We start from the raw sequence: 21629 nt of genomic DNA on the forward strand, positions 1-21629 counted from the left end.
AGTTTGCAGAGCCGCTTCTTGAGAAGGGCAGTTAATACGTATCAAAAACACCCAGGCCCTTTACTTCACAGAAAGGGCCTGGGTGTTTTTGATACGTATCTATGCTGATTTTGCGTGCTCGGGTTTTAATACCACTACGTCCCGGACCGTGCCGCCCGAATTGATTTTGTCGACCATTTTGTCCAGCAGGGGATTGGCCCAGTCTGGAATATATTTGTCGGTAGTCTGAATCAGCACTTTCGGAAAATCGTACAGCGATCGCCCCAGGCCGAACTGAACAGCACACCGCTTCATAGCATCGCTGATACCTCCTTTTACGGGTTCAACGGATGTACGGCTGGCACCGTCGGTTTTTTTGACAATCTCTCCTCCCGGCAAAACGGCGGTAATGGTACACAAAAAACCGCCGTCAATCTCCTTGATTTCATTCTGCCAGCCAGCCCAACCAAATTGATCGTCAAAGCGCTGCATGACACAGCGATTGGTGATGTAGGGAACAACGATAATTTTTTGACCATCTTTGGTCTGGCTCTGTACGCGCCATTCAATTTCCTGCACCGTCAGCGGAGCCGTTAATACGTTTAAGTCCATTAGAGTTGTTTACTAAAATTTATTCAAGAAGTTTCATTAGCTCATTCAGTTTCAGCAAAGCTTCGATAGGCGTTAGCCGGTTTACATCAATAGCCCGTAACTTTTCCTTGATAGCCTCTGATTTCGGATCACTCGATTCAATGATACGTAGTGCCAGCTCACGCTCCTGGGGAACAGCTTCGCGAATGCGTTCCCGATCGTTTTCGCGCCGGTGCGACGACTCTAGTTTTTTCAGAATTTCGTTGGCCCGGCTAACGATTTGACCCGGCATACCCGCCATTTGTGCTACGTGGATACCGAAACTGTGCTCAGAGCCACCTTCTTTTAGCTTACGCAGGAAAATGACTTTATTGCCCATTTCCTTCACCGCTACGTTGAAGTTCTTGATACGTGGGTTATCGGCCGCCAGATCGTTCAATTCGTGGTAGTGCGTGGCGAACAGCGTTTTAGGGCGGCAATCGGTTTTGTTATGCAGGTATTCAATGATCGACCAGGCAATCGATACGCCGTCGTAGGTACTGGTTCCGCGTCCAATCTCGTCCATCAGCACCAGACTACGTTCGCTCAGGTTATTCAGAATACTCGCCGTTTCGGTCATTTCGACCATGAACGTACTTTCTCCCCTCGATAGGTTGTCCGAAGCACCAACCCGCGTAAAAATTTTGTCGACAATGCCTACTTCAGCAACCGATGCTGGCACAAAACTACCCGATTGAGCCATGAGTACAATCAGGGCCGTTTGTCGCAACAGTGCCGATTTGCCCGCCATGTTCGGACCGGTAATAATGATAATCTGCTGCGTTTGGTCGTCCAGATAGATGTCGTTCGGGATGTATGGTTCGCCGGGAGGAAGTTGCTGTTCAATAACCGGGTGGCGACCGTCTTTGATGCTGAGGACTTTGGTTTCGGAGATGTCAGGACGAACGTATTTGTTTTTGACCGCTACGTTCGCGAACGAGGATAAAACGTCCAGTACCGACAACACACGGGCGTTCTGTTGAATGGCTCCAACGTATTCGCCAGCGGCCACCACCATCTCATTGAACATACGGGCTTCGATCTGGAAAATCTGCTCCTCGGCGTTCAGGATTTTATCCTCGTATTCTTTCAGTTCGGGCGTAATATAGCGCTCGGCGTTAACAAGTGTCTGCTTACGAATCCAGTCGTCCGGAACGCGACTTTTATGCGCGTGAGTGACCTCCAGATAATAGCCAAATACCTTGTTATAAGCGACTTTCAAGGAGCTGATTCCAGTACGTTGCACTTCGCGCTCCTGCAACTGCAATAAATAATCCTTGCCCGAATAAGCAATGGCTGTCAATTCGTCGAGTTCAGGATTAATGCCGGGCTTGATCATGTTGCCCTGATTCATAAGCGTCGGCGGGTCTTCGCGGAGTTCGGCCTCAATACGATCCAGCAGAAACGAAACAGGATTGAGCTGATCCGCATATTTTTTCAGCGATGGCGATTCATGCTGACTCAGAACGGTAATCAACCATTCTTTGATTGGCAGAATGTGTTGCAGCGACCGTTTGAGCTGCAAGAGTTCGCGGGGATTGATACGTCTGACCGCCACTTTCGATACCAGCCGTTCCAGATCGCCAATCTGTCGCAGATGATTCACCAGTACCTCCGAGAGATCGATATCGTCGGTTAGCAACTGAACCATATTTAGCCGCTCATCAATCAATGCTTTTTCTTTGAGTGGCAGGCTTAACCATTTCCGCAATAAGCGGGCGCCCATAGGCGTAACGGTCTGATCCAGAATCTGAATCAGCGGAACGCCCCCTTCCTGTTGAGGAGCCGTTAGTTCCAGATTACGAATCGTGAATCGGTCCAGCCAGACGTAGCGATCTTCTTCTAGTCGGGTAACCCGCGTAATATGTTGCAGGTCTTTATGTTCGGTTTCGTTGAGGTAGTGCAGAATAACGCCTGCCGCAACAATGCCGTCGGGAAGGCCTTCGATACCAAACCCTTTTAGCGATGTTGTCTGAAAATGCTGCTTTAGAAAGTTGTATCCAAAATCGTAGGTAAAAGCCCAGTCTTCGAGCGTATACGTATGGAATTTATCGCCAAACAACCCACCGAACTCAGCCCGATTGCGCTTGCAATACAATACTTCCGATGGGTTAAAGCTTTGCAACAGTTTATCTACGTAAGCTGAGTTTCCCTGCGAAGCCAGAAACTCGCCCGTCGAAACATCCAGAAAGGAGATCCCAAACTGGTCTTCACCCTTGCCAAAATGAATGGCCGCCAGATAGTTGTTACGTCTGGTGTCGAGTACGTTATCGTTGAAGGAAACCCCCGGCGTTACTAATTCCGTTACGCCCCTGCGAACAATGCCTTTCGCCTGGGCCGGGTCTTCCAACTGGTCGCAGATGGCGACGCGTTCGCCCGCCCGAACGAGTTTCGGTAGATGGGTATCGAGCGAATGATGCGGAAATCCGGCCAGTTCTTCGTTCGAGCCGCCGTTGTTACGTTTGGTGAGTGTAATTCCCAGAATCTTACTGGCTCTCACGGCATCTTCACCGAACGTTTCATAAAAATCGCCGACGCGGAAGAGCAGCAACGCACCGGGATATTTAGCTTTGATCTGGTTATATTGGCGGTTAAGGGGAGTTTCGTTTTTCTTCGATTGTGGCTTTGCTGCGGAGGCTGTCTTCACTGATTTTTGTTGAAAGGTATTAAACAAAAATAGTGATTTTTCTGGGTAAAACCGAAGATTTCGGGCATAAAGTGACGCGCTGACCGACCCTGGTCAGCGCGTCATGAACGTACTGGAATTGTATTCTTACCGAGTGTCAGGCATGATACACCAGTAATGGAACTGATGAATGAGTGAGCATTCGACCCGTAATGCTTGGTTTGAGCAGACTGTCCAGAAAATCGCGTTTACGGGTAGTCATGACCAGCAGATCGGTAGGGTGTTTGTCCAGATAATCGGTTAAGCCGTCGCTGACGGTTCGGGCTGTTACGTAGTCAATGCCGAAAGCTGATTCGCCAAATTCATGGCGAAGGTCGGCCAGCATATCATCGTTGTTAAACACATTAGGCTGATTGTCGGCATTAATATGAATCAACTGAAGGGAAGCATTAAACTCGTTCGCCAGCGTAAGCGCCGATCGTAACGTAGCGCGATCGTCTTCTTCCAACTGCGTAGAATAGGCTATTTTTTTCAATTGTAATGATTCGGTAGCTGCTGAATCGGGAACGATCAGAACCGGGCAGGTTGCCTTTTTAGCCACATCGGAGGCATAGGTTCCGGTGATTCGATCGAAAAAAGAAGTTAGGTCCCGGCGCCCTGTAACGATCAGGTCGGCCTGTACGTCATGGGCAACGTTGAGGATTTGCTCGTCGACGTTGCCGATTTGCCAGTTCGTCTGAACAGTTAGTCCGTCTTCCCGGAGTGTATTACCTAATTCGTCCAGCTGTTTTCGATTGATTTCCTCAATTTCTAGTTCCGTTTCGGGCGAAATGGAACCACCCAGGCTGGGGTCTGGCACGATGGGCAGGGCGGGTAAATACACATGTAGTAACGTTAACGTAGCTTTGTATTGGTGAGCAAGCATTTTGACCCAGGCCAGGGCGGGGGTAGTGGATTGGCTGAAATCGGTGGGAAATAATATGGTTTTCATAAAACAATAATTGAGTTTAATGGTAAATCGACAAGGCGATGATTTCGTGTATAGCGATTTGCCGAGACTTCAAATTAATTTAATACGTCGTTCGCCTACCATGTCGTTTGTCAGGTTTGCTGATGATTCTATCCGTCGTCAACTACCCAGCCGAGGATTTATCGCTACTTTTGTCGGACTACAATTCTATATGTTGAGCTATGATTGAAATCGGACGTATAAATAGGCTTATGGCATTGCGCGAAACCAGTGTGGGGTTCTTTCTGGGTGAGCCAGATTCCAGCAACCCTAATGACGATGTCTTATTGCCTAACAAATACGTTCCGGAATGGTTGGCCAACGGCGAGGAAATCGATGTGTTTATCTACACTGATTCGGAGGATCGCCCCATTGCTACAACGCTTACACCCCACATCATGCGGAACGAGTTTGCGCCGTTACCAGTGGTGTCTGTTACGCGGATTGGCGCTTTTCTAGATTGGGGGCTCGAAAAAGATTTGTTTGTGCCACACCGGGAACAGAGCCGACCCATGGTTGTCGGGCAGTGGTACGTCGTGTTTTTATACCTCGATCAGCGTACTAAACGGCTGGTAGCGTCCAGCAAAATAAGCCGGTTTTTGGACCCGGACGTGTCAGAGTTGTATGAAGGCGATGAGGTTGATCTGCTGGTCTATGAACGGACTGATCTGGGCTTTAACGTAATCATCAACGACCGGTATCAGGGGCTGCTCTACCATAACGAAGTATTCCGGACTATCCAGCCCGGCGACCGGATGCCCGGTTTTATTAAAACCATTCGCGACGATAACCGGGTGGACGTAAGGCTGCAACAGGAAGGCTTTCAGCATGTTGAACCCAATGCGCAGCGAATTCTTGATGCACTTAAAACAAACAACGGCTTTTTGCCGCTCACCGATAATAGCGATCCTCAGCTGATTTATAAAACGCTGGAGATGAGTAAGAAAACGTTCAAAAAGGCAGTCGGTACGTTATACAGAGAGCGTAAGATACTGCTGCAGCAGGATGGCATTACGTTGGTATAGAAGATAATGTAACGGCTAAGCTTGCTCATTTTTCATTGCAAAAAGTAATAAGCTACGTTGTGGGCTCAATACGTAGCGTTCGTTACGGCGAGAACGAGCCTATACTATACTGTCAACTGGTACTAATTACCGGTTTTCGACACCGCTCTAGTAACTAAAACAGGGATATTTTCTAACGTATTGAGTTAGGTTTTTAATCTTGCTAGACGGCAATTCGGGCCAGGTGGACATAAAGGACTACCTGGCCCTTGTTCATTATCCCAATTTATCTTCGTTTAGCATTCCTGCTTCCCTTAAATAGCCAGCCCACGAAATCAGGTCGTTGTAATTTCTATTTCCAGGTTCCTGACGTTGAGTGACTTATAATTCAATTTTCTGGTCGATATAGGTGAACTCATTCGCTGGCGCTGGCAAGCTATAGGCATCACAAAAAAAGTTTTTGTTACCAACAGCCAGAGACTCTCCGACTAACTCATCAAGAATGCGAATACAAGTAGTTAGTCAAACCTTTAACAAATAAAACAATGTCAAACGAAAAAGGGGAAATCCGGTTCCGGGATGTTAAAGAAGGTAATTCGCTGGAAATATTGCTACCAGCAGGGCTGACGTCCAAAGAACTGAGCAAGATTACGTTAGGTGATCTGATCGGTAAATTTAGACCTTCTGGCTGTGGTGCCTGTCTGTCAGGGCAGCACTTAATTATTAGAGAGCGATTTGAACGGGTATTACCCGTAGATATTACAGCTGGGAAAGTCCATATGTAACTGTACGACGCTTGCTGTCGAAGAAGCAAGCGTCGTCTTTCTGCTTAAACGACTCATGGACAATACAAACGAAAAGTTAGGAGTAGGACTACTCTATAATGCCTCACTGCCTGAATATCTGGAACATAATATTGAACAGGTTGACTACATTGAGATTATTCCTGATATGTTTTGGTCCGATGAGGGGCGTAACGCGTATCCGCGTTTTGTTGATCTTCCTCAGTGGAGGCATCAGTTGAACTGGATGGCCAAACAGGTGCCATTGGTTGCTCACAACATTGGCATGTCGCTGGGAACATTGAATTACTTCGATAAAGGGTATATTCAGTTTATGAAAGAAATGAATGAAAGCTACCGTTTTCGTTGGCATAGCGATCATCTTTCTTTTATCAAACTACCAACCAAAGGCCCCCATGACCATAATGCAGGTATTGCTATTCCTGTACCTTATGACAAGGACTATCTGGCTATGCTCCGTGAAAAGATCAGTTTTATAACTGAACAGATAGAACTCCCCTTTCTGATTGAAAACAATGTCTATTTCGTCGAATACCCCGATCAGGATTATTCGGAAACAGACTTTATTAATCAGTTAGTTAGCACGAATGATCAGGCTAATATTCTGTTGGATATTCATAATCTATACGCCAATTCGGTTAATCATAAACTGAAAGCAAGGCAGTACATCGATGAATTACGAATGGATAAGGTAGTCGAAATGCATATAGCTGGTGGTAATGAGATGGGAGGGATGTATATGGATTCGCATGCTGGTCCGTGTCCTGATGAAGTATGGGAGCTTTTGGATTATGCCGTTAGCAAGGCTCCCAATTTGCGGGGCATTACGTTTGAATTTCACGAGTCTTATTTCCCGCTTCTTCGGTTCGATGGTTTGAATAAGCAAATAGAGATGGCGAAGGCGATTTGGAATAAGTACACTCTTCAGCCATACTATCATGAACTCGCCTGATTTTCAGCTTGCGTTTGCCACGTTGATCGCATCTCCCCAGCTATGTAAACAGGCTATTGCCGATGAACCATCGGTATTTGATCAATTTGCACTGACGGAAAAAGAGAAGACCAGGCTGCGGTCGGTGTTAAGGCAAAAAGGAATGTCTATATGCTGCTCGCTGTATCGTATGAATCGAATAACACCGCTCTATACCCAACTTACGCAAACGGCTACCTTACTGGGCGATGAACTGATTACGCTGGCCGAAGAGTTCTGGGAGAGCTATCCGGATTCGTCTCTTCAGTTCAAGGAAGAAGTACTCGCATTTGGGCAATTTCTACTGGCCAAGCTAGAAGTGGGGACTCTAAAATTCCCTTATTTACAGGAAATCTTACGGCTCGAACTGGCGATTAATGAGCTTAGTTACACACCAGCCATTATTGAGAAAACGGTCCACTTCGACTATGACATTGTCGCGATCCTGCTAGCAATGGATAGAGGTACATTGCAAACCGAAAGGTTGCAAAAAGTTCAGGTTGCCTACAAGGTTTATCTGGAAGAACAAACGTTGAAACTAGCCCTTCTTTAATCGTTAATCTGGTCGGCCAGTTTGTTAATATCGTTGCTGATTTGCTGAATAAAATTGAGCTGTTCGTTTAGGAGCTTGTCGTCAGCCGAAATACTTGTCAGGCCAATGGCATCGGCACTGGCGGTTTTGAGCGGGGTTTCTGAATTACCCTGGTCGATAGGATGATCGAGTCGACGTAAAGCCTCATTCAACGAGAAGAGCGCCCGTTTGACGGGACGAATGACCGTGGTTGCATAGGTTTGGGTTGGTTCGTTGACTAGTGTTGACGTAATGGTGGCTACGTTAGCGGATAAAATATGATTCAGCACCACAAACTTATAAATCGTACGCTCGTTACGTTGCTTGTGTTTCGGCTCGGAGACCATTCGTTCGAAAGCCGCGGCCAGGTTGGCCGACGTTACGTAGACATCTTTGCGAGCCAGTTTGTAGTCAACCACCGTAACACCCTTGCCCGATAAAATGTCGAGCAAGAGCTGCACATACCGGACATTGGCGGCTAGCGTATTATGGAGTGGTTTGCTGAGGAGCTCCGATTCCCATCGCGGAAAAATTAGGTAACTGGCCATGAATGAAATGATTCCGCCCAGAATCGTATCCAGCAGACGTTCTTCGGCGGCACCAAAATAGCTGATGCCTAGAAAGTTGAAAAGGATCAGAATAAAGGGGGTCAGACAAATGACCATCACGATGTAGTTGACTCGCTGGGCGCTGTAGGTACCAATCATAAACAGAACCATCAAAACAAAATGGGCCGTCTGGTTCGGTATAAGCCGTAGAATGGCAACGCCAATCAGGCCACCGGCAAACGTACCGATAATCCGTTCGATGTTACGTTGCTTGGTCAGACTGAAAGCGGGTTTAAGAATCACTGATATGGTTAGCAGTACCCAGTAGCTATGGTGGCCGTAGTCCAGAAATTTCGTGACAACAAAGCCAACCAACATGGCCAGCGCTACCCGAACCGAATGCCGAAATACGGACGATTTCAGGCTCAGATTATCGACAAAAGACTTTATATCAATTTCCTGGTGGGACACAAAACGCCCGTATTCCAGGTCGTCCAGCGACGTAGCACTAGTGTGCGGAGCGGCAACGTGGGCCTGCATGGTGGCCAGTCGCTGGCTTATGTTCCGCAGGCTTACCAGAATCTTTTTTAACACCAACGTACTGCCTTCACGATCGCCAAGATGATCGATTTCCTCTTTGAGCTTATTTAGAGGATGTGTAAAATCGATTGGTTTGCGCGACGGAACAACGGATTGAACCGCTAGTCCAATATGATCGAGCTCAGTTGATAGCCGACGTATCAGTCGGGCAATGGTGTTTAGAATTCCTGTGTGCCCAAATCGTTCGCGTATGGCTGCATAATCGTAATACATCGTTACGATTTGTTCATACAGATCGACAACATCAACAAACAGCAGGACCAATAATCGGCTTCTGTTGGTGGATTCGGCCACAAATCGTCGGCTTTTGAACAGCAACTCCCGCACTTCGTCCTGTTTTTCACTGACCGTTACCTGTTGCGTAACCAGTCGTCGGTAATCGACGTCCAGATCGGTGGCGGTGTTATAAAAGTCGGCTTTGATCGTCATGAATTTGGCTATTTCATGAATGCATAACCCTAGAGCCTGCTGCGATGAGCGGTAGGGTTGAAGCCGTGAGGCCAGCAAGCTAAAAACAGTATACCATACTGACCCTACCAGAATCAGAAGAGCCTCCCGAACTATCCCCGCTGCGTCGAGTGGACGGTCGAGTGTCAGGATCATGATCAGCAGCGCTGCCGTTCCAACAGACGTAGCGCGGTTTCCATACACGGCCAGCATCGAAAACAGGAAGCCGAAGAGCAGAATTTCCAGGCCTAGCGTATAATCGTTCATCCGGGCAAACCCGGTCACGATGGCGACGACGAAGCCAGAAGCCACGGTGGCAAACATACCATTACGTCGGTGCTGAACCGGGCCGGGCGCATCGCTCAGGCTTACACTGAGCGCACCCATCGACATCGCCATTCCCATCTGAAGCTGCCCAAGCTGAGCCATCAGCAGTGACGGCAACAGAATAGATAGCGTAGTACGCAGGCCGTTGGAAAAATACTGGCCAGATAGAAAATAGTTGACTTGCCGAGTCCGTCGATTCATGAATTATGCCTGAACGATTCCTGTTTTACGTTCGCCGATTTGTTGACGCCACATCGCGTAGTAAAGGCCCTTCTGGGCAACAAGTGCGTCGTGGCTGCCCGCTTCTACAATTTTACCTCTTTCGAGCACGAAAATGGTATTGGCGTGCATAATTGTTGACAATCGGTGGGCAATCAAAATGGTAATCTGTTCATGCATAGCCGATACGCTGCGAACAGTAGCCGTAATTTCTTCTTCGGTAATGGAGTCCAGGGCAGACGTAGCTTCGTCAAAAATAAGCAGACGCGGATGCCGTACCAGAGCGCGGGCAATGGACAATCGCTGTTTTTCTCCGCCCGACATCTTTAAACCGCCTTCGCCAATCTGCGTATCGAGTCCTTTTTCCGAACGAGCCAGCAAATGGTCGCAGGCCGCTTTATCCAGCGCGTCGAGGAGGTCTGCGTCGGTGGCGTCTGGTTTAACGAAAAGCAGATTTTCGCGAATGGTTCCCGAAAAAAGATGCGTATCCTGCGTAACAAAACCAATCTGCCGACGCATAGGATTGAATCGAATGTCTTTGGTCGAGATGTTGTTATAGTAGATTTCGCCGTCAACGGGTCGGTAGAGACCTACCAGTAGCTTCACCATCGTAGACTTGCCCGATCCCGACGGACCTACAAAGGCAATGGTATCGCCCAGCGTTGCTTCAAACGATACGCCGTCGATGGCATTCTGATTGGCTCCCTTATGCCGGAACACTACGTCCTTAAAGCGTAGCCGGTCAATTGGGCCCACTTCAATCGGCGATTCCGGGTTACGTTCAATGGGTTTCTGCATCAACTGATCGAAATTGTTCAGACCCGCTTCTGTTTCCCGATAAGCCAGAATGATATTACCCAGCTCCTGAAGCGGATTGAAGATCGATACAGAAATAAACTGCATGGAGATCAGCTCGCCTGTGCTGAGTGCGTTGCGAAAAATCAGCCATAGTAACGTAAATAAAACGGATTGTTTGAGTACGTTGAGCGTAGTGCTTTGCCAGAACGACAACAGTCTGACTCGCTTTACTTTGAACATTTCCAGTTCGAAAATTCGGCCTGTCTGCTCTTTCAATCGCCGTATTTCTGGAAACGTCAACCCCAGGCTTTTAATTAATTCAACATTGCGGAGCGATTCGGTTATGACACCCGACAATAGGGCTGTTTCCCGATTGATTGACCGCTGTGTTGTTTTGATCTGTTTACTGAGCAACCCCGTTAAACTGCCCAGCACCAAAACACCAATCAAAAAAACGGGGATCAGCGCCCAGTGTTTGGTGATGGCATACCAGATCAAAAAGCCCATGCCAACGATAGACGAAAACAGTACGTTTACGAATGAATTGACGAATCTTTCCGTATCGGTACGTACTTTTTGCAGGATAGACAACGTAGCGCCACTACTCTGGTCGCCAAATTCCTGATACGACAGACGTAACGTTTGTTTGAGACCATCGTTAAAAATATCCGTACCAAATTTTTGAACAACCAGACGAGTCAGGTATTCCTGAAACGCTTTGGTGATATTCGACAAAATAGCTACCCCAATTGCCAGTCCCAGCAGTTTTAGAACGCCATTGATTTTTTCCGAGTCTGTTTTTGAGCCTGGGTTGGTCGCATATTCGTCGATGAGTTTTCCGAAGATAACGGGGTCAATCAGCGCCAGAATCTGTGCTACGCCAGCCAGTAGTAACGCCAAAGCCGCTAAGCCCCGGTACGGCTTCAGGTACTTCCAAAGAATAGCCATAGGCGGAATTAAGGATGAAGTATGATGTAGGGTGTATGACGTATGATGTATGAGGTGGGATGTATGAAGTATAGTCCTGTACACTCCATATATCCCACCTCATACGTCATACGTCAACTTCTACTGATCTAGTTCCTGAATGCGAGCCAGGTGGCGGCCCCCTTCGAAGGGGGTGTCTAACCAGATCTGAACAAGTTTCAGGGCGGTTTCTTCCGACATCATGCGTTCACCAATGGAAATCACATTTGCATCGTTATGCTGACGACCCAGGCGTGCCGATTCTTCGTTCCAGCATAAAGCGCATCGAACGCCTTTTACCCGATTAGCCGCTATTGCTTCGCCATTACCTGAACCGCCTAATACTACACCACGTTCTACCTCGCCAGCAGCAACGGCTTCAGCAACCGGACGAATAAATTTAGGGTAATCGACCGATGGTGTTTCGGCATACGTACCTTTATCGACAACGTCGTGGCCAAGGTCAGTTAGAAATTTTTTAATGGCTTCTTTATAGCGGAAACCGGCGTGATCAGAACCTATGGCGATTTTCATAGCGTAATTAGTAAGTGATTAATAACACTCAAAAGTAGTAGAATCGTAGAGTATGTTGAATCCTTAATGAACGAAACTTGTTCAGCAACATGGACGCCGGTATCTTGCACCGACTTTCGGTTTGAAAACAACCTGTTTACGAAATGATCCCAGCTACTAATCAGCGGCCTCACGCTACCGTACTGTTTATTTTTGGTGGAAGTGGAGACCTCAATCTGCGCAAACTGACTCCCGCGCTCTACAACTTATTTATCGATAAGTATTTGCCTGAAAGCTTTTCCGTAGTTGGCATCGGACGAAGCAACTATACGGACGAAAGTTTCCGTGAGCGCCTTCTGGAAGGAGTGAAAGACTTTTCTCGGCGTAAAGATGGCCCCTGGGACGAATTTGCTCCTCAGATCTCGTACTTACAGATGGATGGTGGTGATGAAGCCGCATACTCAAAAATTACGGATTTCGTCAATACGAAGAAAGAGGAATGGGGCGAAGATCCTAACGTATTGTTCTATCTGGCCGTGGCTCCGCAGCTGGTACCGGGTATTGCGACCAATCTGGCAAAACTTCCACTCTGTGGCGACAAGACGCACGTTCGGATTGTGGTTGAGAAACCGTTTGGCCATGATTTGAAAACGGCTCAGGAACTCAACGCACTGTTAGGGGGGCTGTTTGCCGAGGAGCAGATTTATCGAATCGACCATTATCTCGGTAAAGAAACCGTACAGAATATTCTGGCGCTACGTTTTGCCAACTCCTTGTTTGAACCAATCTGGAACCGTCGTTACGTGGAGCATATTCAGATCACGGCCGCAGAAACGGTGGGTCTGGAAGGCCGGGGAGGATACTATGAAGGATCGGGCGCTTTGCGCGATATGATCCAGAATCACCTGCTTCAGGTGCTTTGTATGGTCGCTACAGAACCGCCAATTAGCTTTGAAGCGAACGAAGTTCGGAACAAGAAAGTAGATGTGCTGAATGCGATCCGCCGAATTCAGCCCGACCAGGTAAACAACGTAGCGGTTCGGGGCCAATATGGTCCGGGTAAAGTAAAAGATAAAGAGATTCCGGGTTATCGGGAGGAAGAAGGAGTCGATCCTAACTCGGCTACCGAAACCTTTGCTGCCGTGAAGCTATTTGTCGATAACTGGCGCTGGGAAAACGTACCATTTTACCTACGTACCGGCAAGTCGATGCCCGAGAAAACAACGGTCATTACCGTGCAATTCAAACCTGCGCCAAACTATGCCTTTTCGGCAGAAGCAACCAGTACATGGCAGGCTAACCGGTTAATTATCAGTATTCAGCCTGCGATGGATATTCGCCTGCGTTTCCAGGCAAAACGTCCCGGCCAGACACTGGCTATTGATCCGGTTGAAATGGTATTCAGTTATAAAACGGCCTATGATGGCCAGGAGCCGGAAGCGTACGAGACGTTGTTGCTGGATGCTATGACGGGCGACGCTACGCTGTTTATGCGCGCCGATCAGGTAGAAGCCGCCTGGAAGGTGGTAACTCCGATTATTGAAGCCTGGGGTAGCGAAACACCTACCGATTTCCCCAATTATGAGCCGGGTTCATGGGGCCCTCAGGCCGCTATAGACCTGATCGAGAAAGACGGTTTCGAGTGGACGACCAAATAAAGTTTGAAAGAGTTTTCAGTTTATAGTTTTCAGTAGCTTGCGCCAGATATGTGCTGATGCGTTAGCTACTGAAAACTATAAACTGAAAACTATAAACTTAAGAACTGAAAACGCTTCCTAATGCAACTTATCATTACCAAGAATCCTACTGATCTGGCAAAAACGGCCGCTGATTTTATCGCAAATCGGATTAAAGACGTATTGAAAAAGCAGGACCGGTTTACGATTGCCTTGTCGGGAGGTAGTACGCCTAAAGCGCTGCATGAACTGTTGGCTAAATCGCCTTATCGTGAGCAGATTCCCTGGGCGCAATTACACGTGTTTTGGGGCGATGAACGCTACGTCCCAATCGACGATGAGCAAAGCAATGCCGGGATGGCTTACGATACGTTGCTAGGCCATGTTTATACGCCTGAAGATCAGATTCATGTATGGCGTACCGAGTTGGAGCCAGATGCGGCTGCCGCTGATTACGATCGTGTCCTGCACGAGTATTTTGGGGAAGGTAATGACACAACATTCGATTTGGTGTTGCTGGGTATGGGCGATGACGGACATACGCTGTCGCTGTTTCCCGGCACCGAAGTCGTTCATGAGAAAATAGCCTGGACAAAGGCTTACTTCCTGACTCAGCAGAATATGTATCGGCTGACGTTAACAGCCTCCATTGTTAATCGGGCGGCTTGTGTCCTATTTCTGGTAGCGGGTCCTAAAAAAGCCGAACCTCTGAAAGAAGTGCTGGAAGGAGATTATAATCCCGACAAATACCCATCACAGGAAATCAAGCCAGCCGATGGCGACTTAGTCTGGATGGTTGATGAGAAAGCCGCTGCTTTGCTTAATAAATAATCTTACGCTGTAGCCGGGATGCCCACGTCCGGATAACTGAAGCCTTATTTTTTACATAGTCTAACCGAGTTAGGCTGGTACTAATACAACAGCCCTTGGTCGACGCCAAGGGCTATTTCTTTTTGCGATCGTGTTGATACAATAGATAGATAAGTTAATGATGCATCTGTTAAACGCTCTTTCTGTTCTGTCGTTCAATGTCGTTAATTTTTGTTTGCGACATACCGCCTTGCTCTAGTATTTGTCCGATAAAGCTGCTCTTTCCTTCTATGTATGCATCCATATCGTACGGATGTAGGTCGGCCAGTTGTTTTTTCAGCAAGGCATATTCATTTACCAGGACCGGGTTATTTCTCAACGCATCTCTGAGAATCAAATGGTTTTCTAACGAAGGAGATCCCGAAACACAGCAATATAGATGGTGACGAGGCCATTTCCGGCTAGTTGGCGTGATAGGAGTGTAGTCGGTCGTAGCCGAAAACGCATACCGATCCTGAATGCCAAGGTCTCCGCGAAATACGTAGCCTAAGTCGGCGAGTTTGGGGATGATCTTGTTGAACTGGCTTACATCGTCAATAATAATGTCAATATCTATGACTGGTTTGGCGGCCAGCCCAACAACTGCTGTACTGCCTACATGTTCTATACCCAGAATAAGCCCGCTCAACTGAGCCTCAACTATCTGTTTTAGCTCGTCAAACTGAACCGGCCATTCTGGATCATAGTCAAGAACTGCTATTTTTTTCATGGTTAATTGACTACATGAATTCGATACAAGTCTTAATATAAAAGCCTATCTAGCTGTAAAAGATCGCTAGATAGGCCTTACGTTGCCTATGGGTCTGATAAAACTATTCGTTAACTAAATCCTAGTTTTTCACGCACACGGGCAATGGTTTTACTGGCTACTGCCCGAGCTTTTTCTTCGCCAGCCTGTAGTTCGGCTTCCAAGGCATCGGGGTTGTCAATCGTATAGTAATTGTAACGCTCCCGCTCGGTGGCAAATGTGGTCAGAATAAGCTCATAAAAAGCTTTCTTGGCTGTGCCATATCCATAATTTCCCCCTTTGTAAAGGCTACGTAACTCTGCTGTTTGCTCGTCACTGGCGATTAACGAATAGAGCTGGAACGTAATGTCGGTATCTGGGTTTTTGGGCTCTTCGAGTGGGGTAGAGTCGGATTTGATTTTCTTGATGACCTTCCAAAGCTCATTTTCGGGCAGAAAAATGTTGATGTAGTTGTTATACGACTTACTCATTTTCTGTCCATCAATGCCCGGAATAGTCATCAACCGATCATCGATCCGGGCTTCTGGCAACACAAACACCTCGTCGTCGTATTGCCGATTGAAGGTGCTGGCTATATCGCGCGTCATTTCAATATGCTGGCGCTGATCTTTCCCGACAGGAATAATTTCTGCATCATACAGCAGAATATCGGCAGCCTGCAGTACCGGATACACAAAAAGTCCCGCGTTGATATCCGACAATTTATCCGACTTCTCTTTGAATGACGTAGCATTATTGAGCATCGGGAACGGTGTAAAGCAGTTCAGATACCAGCATAATTCCGTATGCTCAGCCACGCGCGATTGCCGCCAGAACGTATTTTTAGCCGTATCCAGTCCAAAGGCCAACCACGTAGCCGCTACCGCCTGAATATATTCATTGCGGGTTGGTCCGTCTTTCAGGGTTGTTAGTGAGTGAAGATCGGCAATGAATAGGAAAGACTCATTACCGGGTTGTTTAGATAGCTCAATGGCGGGTTTGATAGCGCCCAGAATGTTGCCCAGATGTGGCCGACCACTGCTTTGAATTCCAGTTAATATGCGTGACATAATGTTAGTCTATAGTTTTCAGCTTATAGTTTATGGTTTATAGTTTATGGTTTATACGGGGCCGCCCGAGCGGTGGCTGACGCGTAAGCAAGTATCTGGCGTCAGCCACCGCTCGGGCGGCCCCGTATAAACCATAAACTATAAACCATAAACTGGAAACTGAAAACTGAACCCTGAAAACTATTTTCCTTGTGCTTCTACTACGGCAATGGCTACCATATTGACAATTTCGCGCTCCGATGAGCCTAACTGTAGTACGTACACGGGTTTGCGAATGCCAAGTAGAATAGGCCCGATAGCATCGAAACCAGCTGCTTCCGACATTAAGTTATAAGCAATGTTGGCTGCCGACAGGTTCGGGAAGATAAGCGTATTGGCCCCTTCGCCTACGAGTTTGCTAAACGGGTGATTTTGCTGAAGTAATTCTGTGTTGAACGCCAGGTGAGCCTGGATTTCGCCATCGACAACCAGGTCAGGATGTTTCCGTTGCAGAATCTCAACTGCGCGATTCATCTTTTCCGCATCCTCGCCTTTAGCGCTACCGAAGTTCGAATAGGTGACCAGCGCAATACGAGGTTTGATGTTAAATCGCTCCACCGTTTTAGCGGTCATCTCCGTGATTTCAACGATTTCTTCGGCTGTTGGATTGAAATTTACGGTGGTGTCAGAGAAAAATAGCGGTCCGCGCTTGGTCAGCAGGATGTACATACCGGCTACTTTCTGTACACCCGGCTCTTTCCCAATCACTTGCAGGGCAGGCCGGATGGTATCTGGATAGCTACGTGTCAGACCCGATATAAGTGCGTCAGCTTCACCTGTTTCGACCATCATGGCACCAAAGTAATTCCGGTAATACATCATTTTCCGGGCCTCGGTCGCGTTTACTCCTTTCCGTTTACGCTTTTCGAAGTAGACGTTGGCAAAGCGCTCGATCAGCTCATTTTGCTCCGGGGCGCGGGGATCGATGATTGGAATAGTACCCAGGTCCAGGCTATTATCCTTGATGATCTGCTGAATTTTCGACGTTTCTCCCAACAGAATAGGATAGGCGATGCCTTCGTCGCGAACTTGTTGGGCTGCCTTTAATACTTTGAGGTTTTCAGCATCGGCAAAAACAACTCGTTTCGGATTCGATTTGGCCTTGGTCAGAATCACGCGCGAAATCTGGTTGTCCTGGCCCAGTCGTCGAGCAAGCTGCTGTTCGTAGGCTTCCCAGTCGGTGATCGGTTGACGCGCGACGCCCGATTCGATAGCGGCTTTGGCTACGGCGGGTGCTACGGTGGCTAACAGACGAGGATCTACCGGCTTTGGCAGAATGTATTTCCGGCTGAAGACCATGTTATCTTCTCCGTAAGCCAGGTTTACGATGTCTGGTACCGGCTTCTTGGCCAGTTCGGCCAGTGCGTAGGTCGCTGCCAGCTTCATGGCTTCGTTGATTTCGGTAGCCCGAACGTCGAGCGCCCCCCGGAAAATGTAGGGGAAACCCAGTACGTTATTCACCTGGTTAGGATAATCCGAACGACCGGTTGCCATAATGATATCTGGCCGGGAAGCCATAGCATCATCGTAGTTGATCTCAGGATTCGGGTTAGCCATGGCGAAAACGATAGCATCTTTGGCCATCGAGCGAATCAAATCCTGGCTTACGATATTTCCTTTTGACAGACCGACAAATACGTCGGCACCGACAAATGCTTGTTCTAAGGTGTTAATATCACGACTGGTTGCAAAAGGCCGCATGATATCGCCAAGATCAGTGCGGTCGGTACGTAGCGGGCCATTGACGTCAAACATCACGATATTTTCCAGCTTTGCACCTAACGCTACGTACTGGCGAGCACAGGAAATGGCTGCTGCCCCAGCACCCAGAAATACGAACTGTGCCGTTTCGATCTTCTTGCCGACTAATTCAAGCGCATTGAGCAGCGCTGCCGCACTAACAATCGCTGTTCCGTGCTGATCGTCGTGCATGACCGGTATGTTCATCTCACGCTTGAGCCGTTCTTCGATTTCGAAACACTCAGGCGCTTTAATGTCTTCGAGGTTAACACCACCAAAAGTAGGTTCAAGAATCTTGACTGTTCGGGCAAATTCGTCGATGTCTTTTGTATTTAGCTCAATATCGAATACGTCGATATCCGCATAAATCTTAAAGAGCAGCCCTTTGCCTTCCATGACAGGCTTACTGGCCGATGCACCAATGTCGCCAAGGCCCAGTACGGCTGTTCCGTTGCTGATAACGGCTACCAGGTTGCCTTTGGCAGTGTATTTATAAGCGTCGTCGGGGTTCGCTTCAATAGCCAGACACGGTTCTGCTACACCTGGTGAGTAGGCCAGAGAGAGGTCGCGCTGGGTGCTGTATTCTTTGGTCGGGATGACTTCAAGTTTACCCGGACGGCCCTTTGCGTGGTAATCAAGGGCATCTTCACGCCGGATTTTTTGCTGCATAACAGTTCGGTTGATGATAAATCGCGTAGTGCGGTTTGGAAGGCGAAGGTACGGAAAATAGATGAGCAGGATTTAGTTGACCGCTAAGAAACCAACGCTTTGTTATTATTCACTAACTCACATTTGTAGAATGTTTCGAGCGGCTTCTTCATCATACTTTAGCTGGGTAACCAGCGCTGGCAAACCATCGAATTTTTGCTCAGGACGGAGAAAGTCGCGGAACAATAGCGTCATGTGTTCGCCGTAAATATCCTTATCGAAATCAAAAATGTAGGTTTCGATAGTCTGGTACGTTCCGGCTACGGTTGGTCGGAAGCCAATATTCAACATGCCGCCATATGTCTGACCGGCATGAATGACGTCAACGGCATAAACGCCATTGGCCGGAACCAATTTAATGGGATCATCGACCTGTAGATTGGCCGTTGGATAGCCGATAGTACGTCCAAGCTGCTGTCCTTTTATGACCGTACCGGTAAGATTATACTCACGGCCCAGGAATAGATTTGCGGTATGTATGTTGCCTTCCTGAAGGGCAGCTCTGATTTTTGATGAACTGACCCCAACTTCCTCTACATCCTGGCGCGGAATTTCTTCTACCTCAAAACCATACTCATCCTGGTGCGCCTGAATGTAATCGAATCCGCCTTCTCGGTCGCGCCCAAACCGATGGTCATAACCAATGACCAGCTTGCTGGTACCGATTTTCTCGATCAGAATCTGGCGGATATACTGTTCGGAGGTTAACTCAGAGAACGACCGGGTGAACGGAATAACGACCAGGTGATTAACCCCTGCCTGCTCAATCAGTTCAATTTTTTCATCTAACGTAGTGAGCAGTTTTAGATCCTGACTATCGTTGGAAACGACCGTGCGTGGATGGGGCCAATACGTAATAAGTACCGACTCGCCACCACTGTTTTGTGCCACTTCGGTTAAGCGCGACAGGATTTTCTGGTGGCCCAGATGGACTCCGTCGAATGTACCACTGGTAACAACAGCGTTAGCAAGCGGAGAAATATCGTCGAGACCGCGATGAACTATCATAAAGTTGGAGAAATGGCTGAACGGTACGTAGTGATAAAGCTGTCGAGACTATCGGCGTCTTCAATTCGAAAATTGCCAATTCGGGTTCTGCGAAGGCTACTCATATAAGCACCATTGTTAAGCAATAGGCCCAGATCACGTACTAGACTACGAATATAGGTTCCTTTTGAACAAACGATACGGAAATCAACTTCCGGAAACCGATCGGTATTGACCTCAAAAACCGATACCGTAACCTGGCGCGATTTAATACCGCCGGGAATACCTTCGGCACTTTCACCGCGTCTGGCTTTTTCATACAAACGCTCACCGTTTACACGTACTGCCGAATAGATAGGCGGAACCTGAAGAATATCGCCCGTGAGCTTAGTGGCTGCTTCCTTTATTTGTTCCGGGGTTATTCCCGACGTATCAAACTCGGCATCGAAAGCGGTTTCCAGATCAACTGAAGGGGTGGTTTTACCGAACACGAGGGTGCCCGTATATTCTTTTTCCTGAGCCTGGTATTGATCGATCTGTTTGGTCATTTTACCCGTACAAAGTATCAGAAGGCCCGTAGCGAGTGGATCGAGCGTACCGGCATGGCCTATTTTTTTGAACTTACAGGCATACTTAAGCTTGTTGGCTACGTCGAAAGACGTCCAGGTAAGCGGTTTGTCAATCAGAATGACCTGACCGGGATCCGTCTGACCGGAGGATTGGGGTGATGCGGTTTGTTGAGACACGAAACAAAAGCAAAGAAGGCACAAAGATACGGCAAGATTCTTCCCGTGGTCTTTATGCCTCTTGAAGTATTACTGTAATACGGTATTAAATAACGTCCAGCTTAACGCCAGCTGCTACTAAGCCTAATAGAATCAGCCCTAAAATGATGCGGTAATAACCAAATACTTTAAAGCCGTATTTATTCAAAAAACCGACAAACCCACGAATGGCCAGCATACCCACAACGAATGCAATCGCGTTGCCAATAAGTAGTGTCTGGTAATCGGAAGGCTGAAGGAGCTTATAGGTTTTCAGTAATTTGTAGCTAGAAGCCGCAGCCATGGTTGGCACAGCCAGAAAGAACGAAAACTCGGCGGCCTGCGTGCGGGTGAGTCCCTGAAACATACCACCAATAATAGTGGCCGCCGACCGCGATACGCCCGGAATCATGGCAATGCACTGGAAAAAACCGATTCGAATGGCATCGGGAACCGTTACGTCGCCGTCTTTGGGTTGCCGATTCACGATTCGGTCGATGAATACCAGAATAATGCCGCCTACTAATAACGTAATGGCTACAACCACCACGTTTTCGAGCAGAGAATCGATAAAGTCATTGAGCAGGAAGCCGATGACAGCAGCAGGCAGAAAGGCAATGAAAATTTTACTGTAGAAATCCAGCATAGGTTGCCATTTCGGGGGAAACGACTGTAGGTAGCTGGGAACCTTAAAGTTGCCGGAATAAGCACTGGTCATAAAACGCCGGTGATATAGGACCAGCACCGACAGGATACACCCAAATTGAACGTCGACCGTGTAGAGCTTTGTGAATTCATCACTGGCTATGCCTGCCAGCGACGAATAAATAATCATGTGGCCTGTTGACGAGATTGGCAGAAACTCTGTTAATCCCTCAATAATAGCCAGCGCAATAGCGTGAATTAGATCCATTAATAGTAGCTAGTAGTTTATAGTTTGTGGCGAGTCGTTCATCTATATCGGACAAACTTACGGCATGGCCTCTCAAACGACAAGCCGTCTACCACAAACTATAAACCTTACTAGTTATCCCCGAT

Annotated in this window: 18 protein-coding genes; 6 read left to right on the plus strand and 12 right to left on the minus strand. The window is 47.7% G+C overall.

Translation table 11 applies throughout. The features are described from left to right. Positions 1-99 precede the first annotated feature (99 nt). The 3 genes from GK108_RS09680 to GK108_RS09690 form a co-directional block, all read right to left on the minus strand. A complete protein-coding gene (locus tag GK108_RS09680) occupies positions 100-591 on the minus strand; it encodes a Rad52/Rad22 family DNA repair protein (protein WP_163946524.1) in 492 nt (163 codons plus the stop codon). Positions 592-610: 19 nt separating this feature from the next. Continuing rightward, positions 611-3256, minus strand: coding sequence for a DNA mismatch repair protein MutS (gene mutS / locus GK108_RS09685; RefSeq protein ID WP_163946527.1), 2646 nt, complete (start codon positions 3254-3256; stop codon positions 611-613). 136 nt (positions 3257-3392) lie between these two features. Next, positions 3393-4226, minus strand: coding sequence for a universal stress protein (locus GK108_RS09690; protein ID WP_163946530.1), 834 nt, complete (start codon positions 4224-4226; stop codon positions 3393-3395). Positions 4227-4426: 200 nt separating this feature from the next. Between GK108_RS09690 and GK108_RS09695 the strand changes: the two genes are divergently transcribed. The 4 genes from GK108_RS09695 to GK108_RS09710 all read left to right on the plus strand — a co-directional run bounded on the left by GK108_RS09695 (position 4427) and on the right by GK108_RS09710 (position 7574). Continuing rightward, complete coding sequence (locus tag GK108_RS09695; protein ID WP_163946533.1) at positions 4427-5269, plus strand: CvfB family protein; 843 nt, start codon at positions 4427-4429, stop codon at positions 5267-5269. A gap of 524 nt (positions 5270-5793) precedes the next feature. Beyond that, a complete protein-coding gene (locus GK108_RS09700) occupies positions 5794-6033 on the plus strand; it encodes a hypothetical protein (RefSeq protein ID WP_163946536.1) in 240 nt (79 codons plus the stop codon). Positions 6034-6088: 55 nt separating this feature from the next. Further along, a complete protein-coding gene (locus GK108_RS09705) occupies positions 6089-7003 on the plus strand; it encodes a DUF692 domain-containing protein (RefSeq protein WP_163946539.1) in 915 nt (304 codons plus the stop codon). Further along, complete coding sequence (locus GK108_RS09710; RefSeq protein ID WP_163946543.1) at positions 6990-7574, plus strand: hypothetical protein; 585 nt, start codon at positions 6990-6992, stop codon at positions 7572-7574. The genes GK108_RS09705 and GK108_RS09710 overlap by 14 nt, the downstream gene beginning before the upstream one ends. Here the strand turns inward: GK108_RS09710 and GK108_RS09715 are convergent. From GK108_RS09715 to GK108_RS09725, 3 genes are all read right to left on the minus strand, one after another. Beyond that, the gene (locus GK108_RS09715; RefSeq protein WP_163946547.1) at positions 7571-9715 is read right to left on the minus strand and encodes an FUSC family protein; all 2145 of its coding nucleotides are present in this window, start codon (positions 9713-9715) and stop codon (positions 7571-7573) included. The two genes, GK108_RS09710 and GK108_RS09715, sit on opposite strands and share 4 nt — an antisense overlap. Before the next feature lie 3 nt (positions 9716-9718). Then, on the minus strand, positions 9719-11479 hold the full coding sequence (locus GK108_RS09720) for an ABC transporter ATP-binding protein (RefSeq protein WP_163946552.1): 1761 nt from the start codon (positions 11477-11479) through the stop codon (positions 9719-9721). Positions 11480-11599: 120 nt separating this feature from the next. Then, positions 11600-12031, minus strand: a complete 432-nt coding sequence (locus GK108_RS09725) for a ribose-5-phosphate isomerase (protein ID WP_163946555.1) — start codon at positions 12029-12031, stop codon at positions 11600-11602. Between the two features lie 143 nt (positions 12032-12174). On the opposite strand from GK108_RS09725, the gene zwf reads away from it, so the two are divergent. Then, positions 12175-13668, plus strand: a complete 1494-nt coding sequence (gene zwf, locus GK108_RS09730; protein WP_163946560.1) for a glucose-6-phosphate dehydrogenase — start codon at positions 12175-12177, stop codon at positions 13666-13668. A gap of 120 nt (positions 13669-13788) precedes the next feature. Then, positions 13789-14517, plus strand: coding sequence for a 6-phosphogluconolactonase (gene pgl, locus GK108_RS09735; protein WP_163946563.1), 729 nt, complete (start codon positions 13789-13791; stop codon positions 14515-14517). 169 nt (positions 14518-14686) lie between these two features. On the opposite strand, the gene GK108_RS09740 is transcribed toward pgl, so the two are convergent. The 6 genes from GK108_RS09740 to GK108_RS09765 form a co-directional block, all read right to left on the minus strand. Beyond that, entirely contained in the window at positions 14687-15265 is a 579-nt protein-coding gene (locus GK108_RS09740) for a GrpB family protein (protein WP_163946566.1), read from the minus strand. A 110-nt stretch (positions 15266-15375) separates the two neighbouring features. Continuing rightward, positions 15376-16353, minus strand: a complete 978-nt coding sequence (trpS, locus tag GK108_RS09745) for a tryptophan--tRNA ligase (RefSeq protein WP_163946569.1) — start codon at positions 16351-16353, stop codon at positions 15376-15378. A 180-nt stretch (positions 16354-16533) separates the two neighbouring features. Further along, positions 16534-18801, minus strand: a complete 2268-nt coding sequence (locus tag GK108_RS09750) for an NADP-dependent malic enzyme (RefSeq protein ID WP_163946572.1) — start codon at positions 18799-18801, stop codon at positions 16534-16536. A 117-nt stretch (positions 18802-18918) separates the two neighbouring features. Then, positions 18919-19848 (minus strand): bifunctional riboflavin kinase/FAD synthetase, encoded by a 930-nt coding sequence (locus GK108_RS09755; protein WP_163946576.1) that lies wholly within the window; start codon positions 19846-19848, stop codon positions 18919-18921. Further along, positions 19845-20573, minus strand: coding sequence for a tRNA pseudouridine(55) synthase TruB (gene truB, locus GK108_RS09760; protein WP_163946580.1), 729 nt, complete (start codon positions 20571-20573; stop codon positions 19845-19847). The genes GK108_RS09755 and truB overlap by 4 nt, the downstream gene beginning before the upstream one ends. An 85-nt stretch (positions 20574-20658) precedes the next feature. Continuing rightward, positions 20659-21504, minus strand: a complete 846-nt coding sequence (locus tag GK108_RS09765; protein ID WP_163946583.1) for an undecaprenyl-diphosphate phosphatase — start codon at positions 21502-21504, stop codon at positions 20659-20661. Positions 21505-21629: the final 125 nt, after the last annotated feature.

The sequence above is a fragment of the Spirosoma terrae genome (assembly GCF_010435915.1).
Taxonomy (GTDB): domain Bacteria; phylum Bacteroidota; class Bacteroidia; order Cytophagales; family Spirosomataceae; genus Spirosoma; species Spirosoma terrae.

Excerpts from the sequence above, each read along its gene's own strand:
- GK108_RS09725 (WP_163946555.1), bottom strand. The coding sequence starts at position 12,031 with ATGAAAATCGCCATAGGTTCTGATCACGCCGGTTTCCGCTATAAAGAA.
- GK108_RS09715 (WP_163946547.1), bottom strand. The coding sequence starts at position 9,715 with ATGAATCGACGGACTCGGCAAGTCAACTATTTTCTATCTGGCCAGTAT.
- GK108_RS09740 (WP_163946566.1), bottom strand. The coding sequence starts at position 15,265 with ATGAAAAAAATAGCAGTTCTTGACTATGATCCAGAATGGCCGGTTCAG.
- GK108_RS09705 (WP_163946539.1), top strand. The coding sequence starts at position 6,089 with ATGGACAATACAAACGAAAAGTTAGGAGTAGGACTACTCTATAATGCC.
- GK108_RS09755 (WP_163946576.1), bottom strand. The coding sequence starts at position 19,848 with ATGATAGTTCATCGCGGTCTCGACGATATTTCTCCGCTTGCTAACGCT.
- GK108_RS09700 (WP_163946536.1), top strand. The coding sequence starts at position 5,794 with ATGTCAAACGAAAAAGGGGAAATCCGGTTCCGGGATGTTAAAGAAGGT.
- GK108_RS09765 (WP_163946583.1), bottom strand. The coding sequence starts at position 21,504 with ATGGATCTAATTCACGCTATTGCGCTGGCTATTATTGAGGGATTAACA.
- zwf (WP_163946560.1), top strand. The coding sequence starts at position 12,175 with ATGATCCCAGCTACTAATCAGCGGCCTCACGCTACCGTACTGTTTATT.
- GK108_RS09720 (WP_163946552.1), bottom strand. The coding sequence starts at position 11,479 with ATGGCTATTCTTTGGAAGTACCTGAAGCCGTACCGGGGCTTAGCGGCT.
- pgl (WP_163946563.1), top strand. The coding sequence starts at position 13,789 with ATGCAACTTATCATTACCAAGAATCCTACTGATCTGGCAAAAACGGCC.
- GK108_RS09680 (WP_163946524.1), bottom strand. The coding sequence starts at position 591 with ATGGACTTAAACGTATTAACGGCTCCGCTGACGGTGCAGGAAATTGAA.
- GK108_RS09690 (WP_163946530.1), bottom strand. The coding sequence starts at position 4,226 with ATGAAAACCATATTATTTCCCACCGATTTCAGCCAATCCACTACCCCC.
- GK108_RS09750 (WP_163946572.1), bottom strand. The coding sequence starts at position 18,801 with ATGCAGCAAAAAATCCGGCGTGAAGATGCCCTTGATTACCACGCAAAG.
- GK108_RS09695 (WP_163946533.1), top strand. The coding sequence starts at position 4,427 with ATGATTGAAATCGGACGTATAAATAGGCTTATGGCATTGCGCGAAACC.
- trpS (WP_163946569.1), bottom strand. The coding sequence starts at position 16,353 with ATGTCACGCATATTAACTGGAATTCAAAGCAGTGGTCGGCCACATCTG.
- GK108_RS09710 (WP_163946543.1), top strand. The coding sequence starts at position 6,990 with ATGAACTCGCCTGATTTTCAGCTTGCGTTTGCCACGTTGATCGCATCT.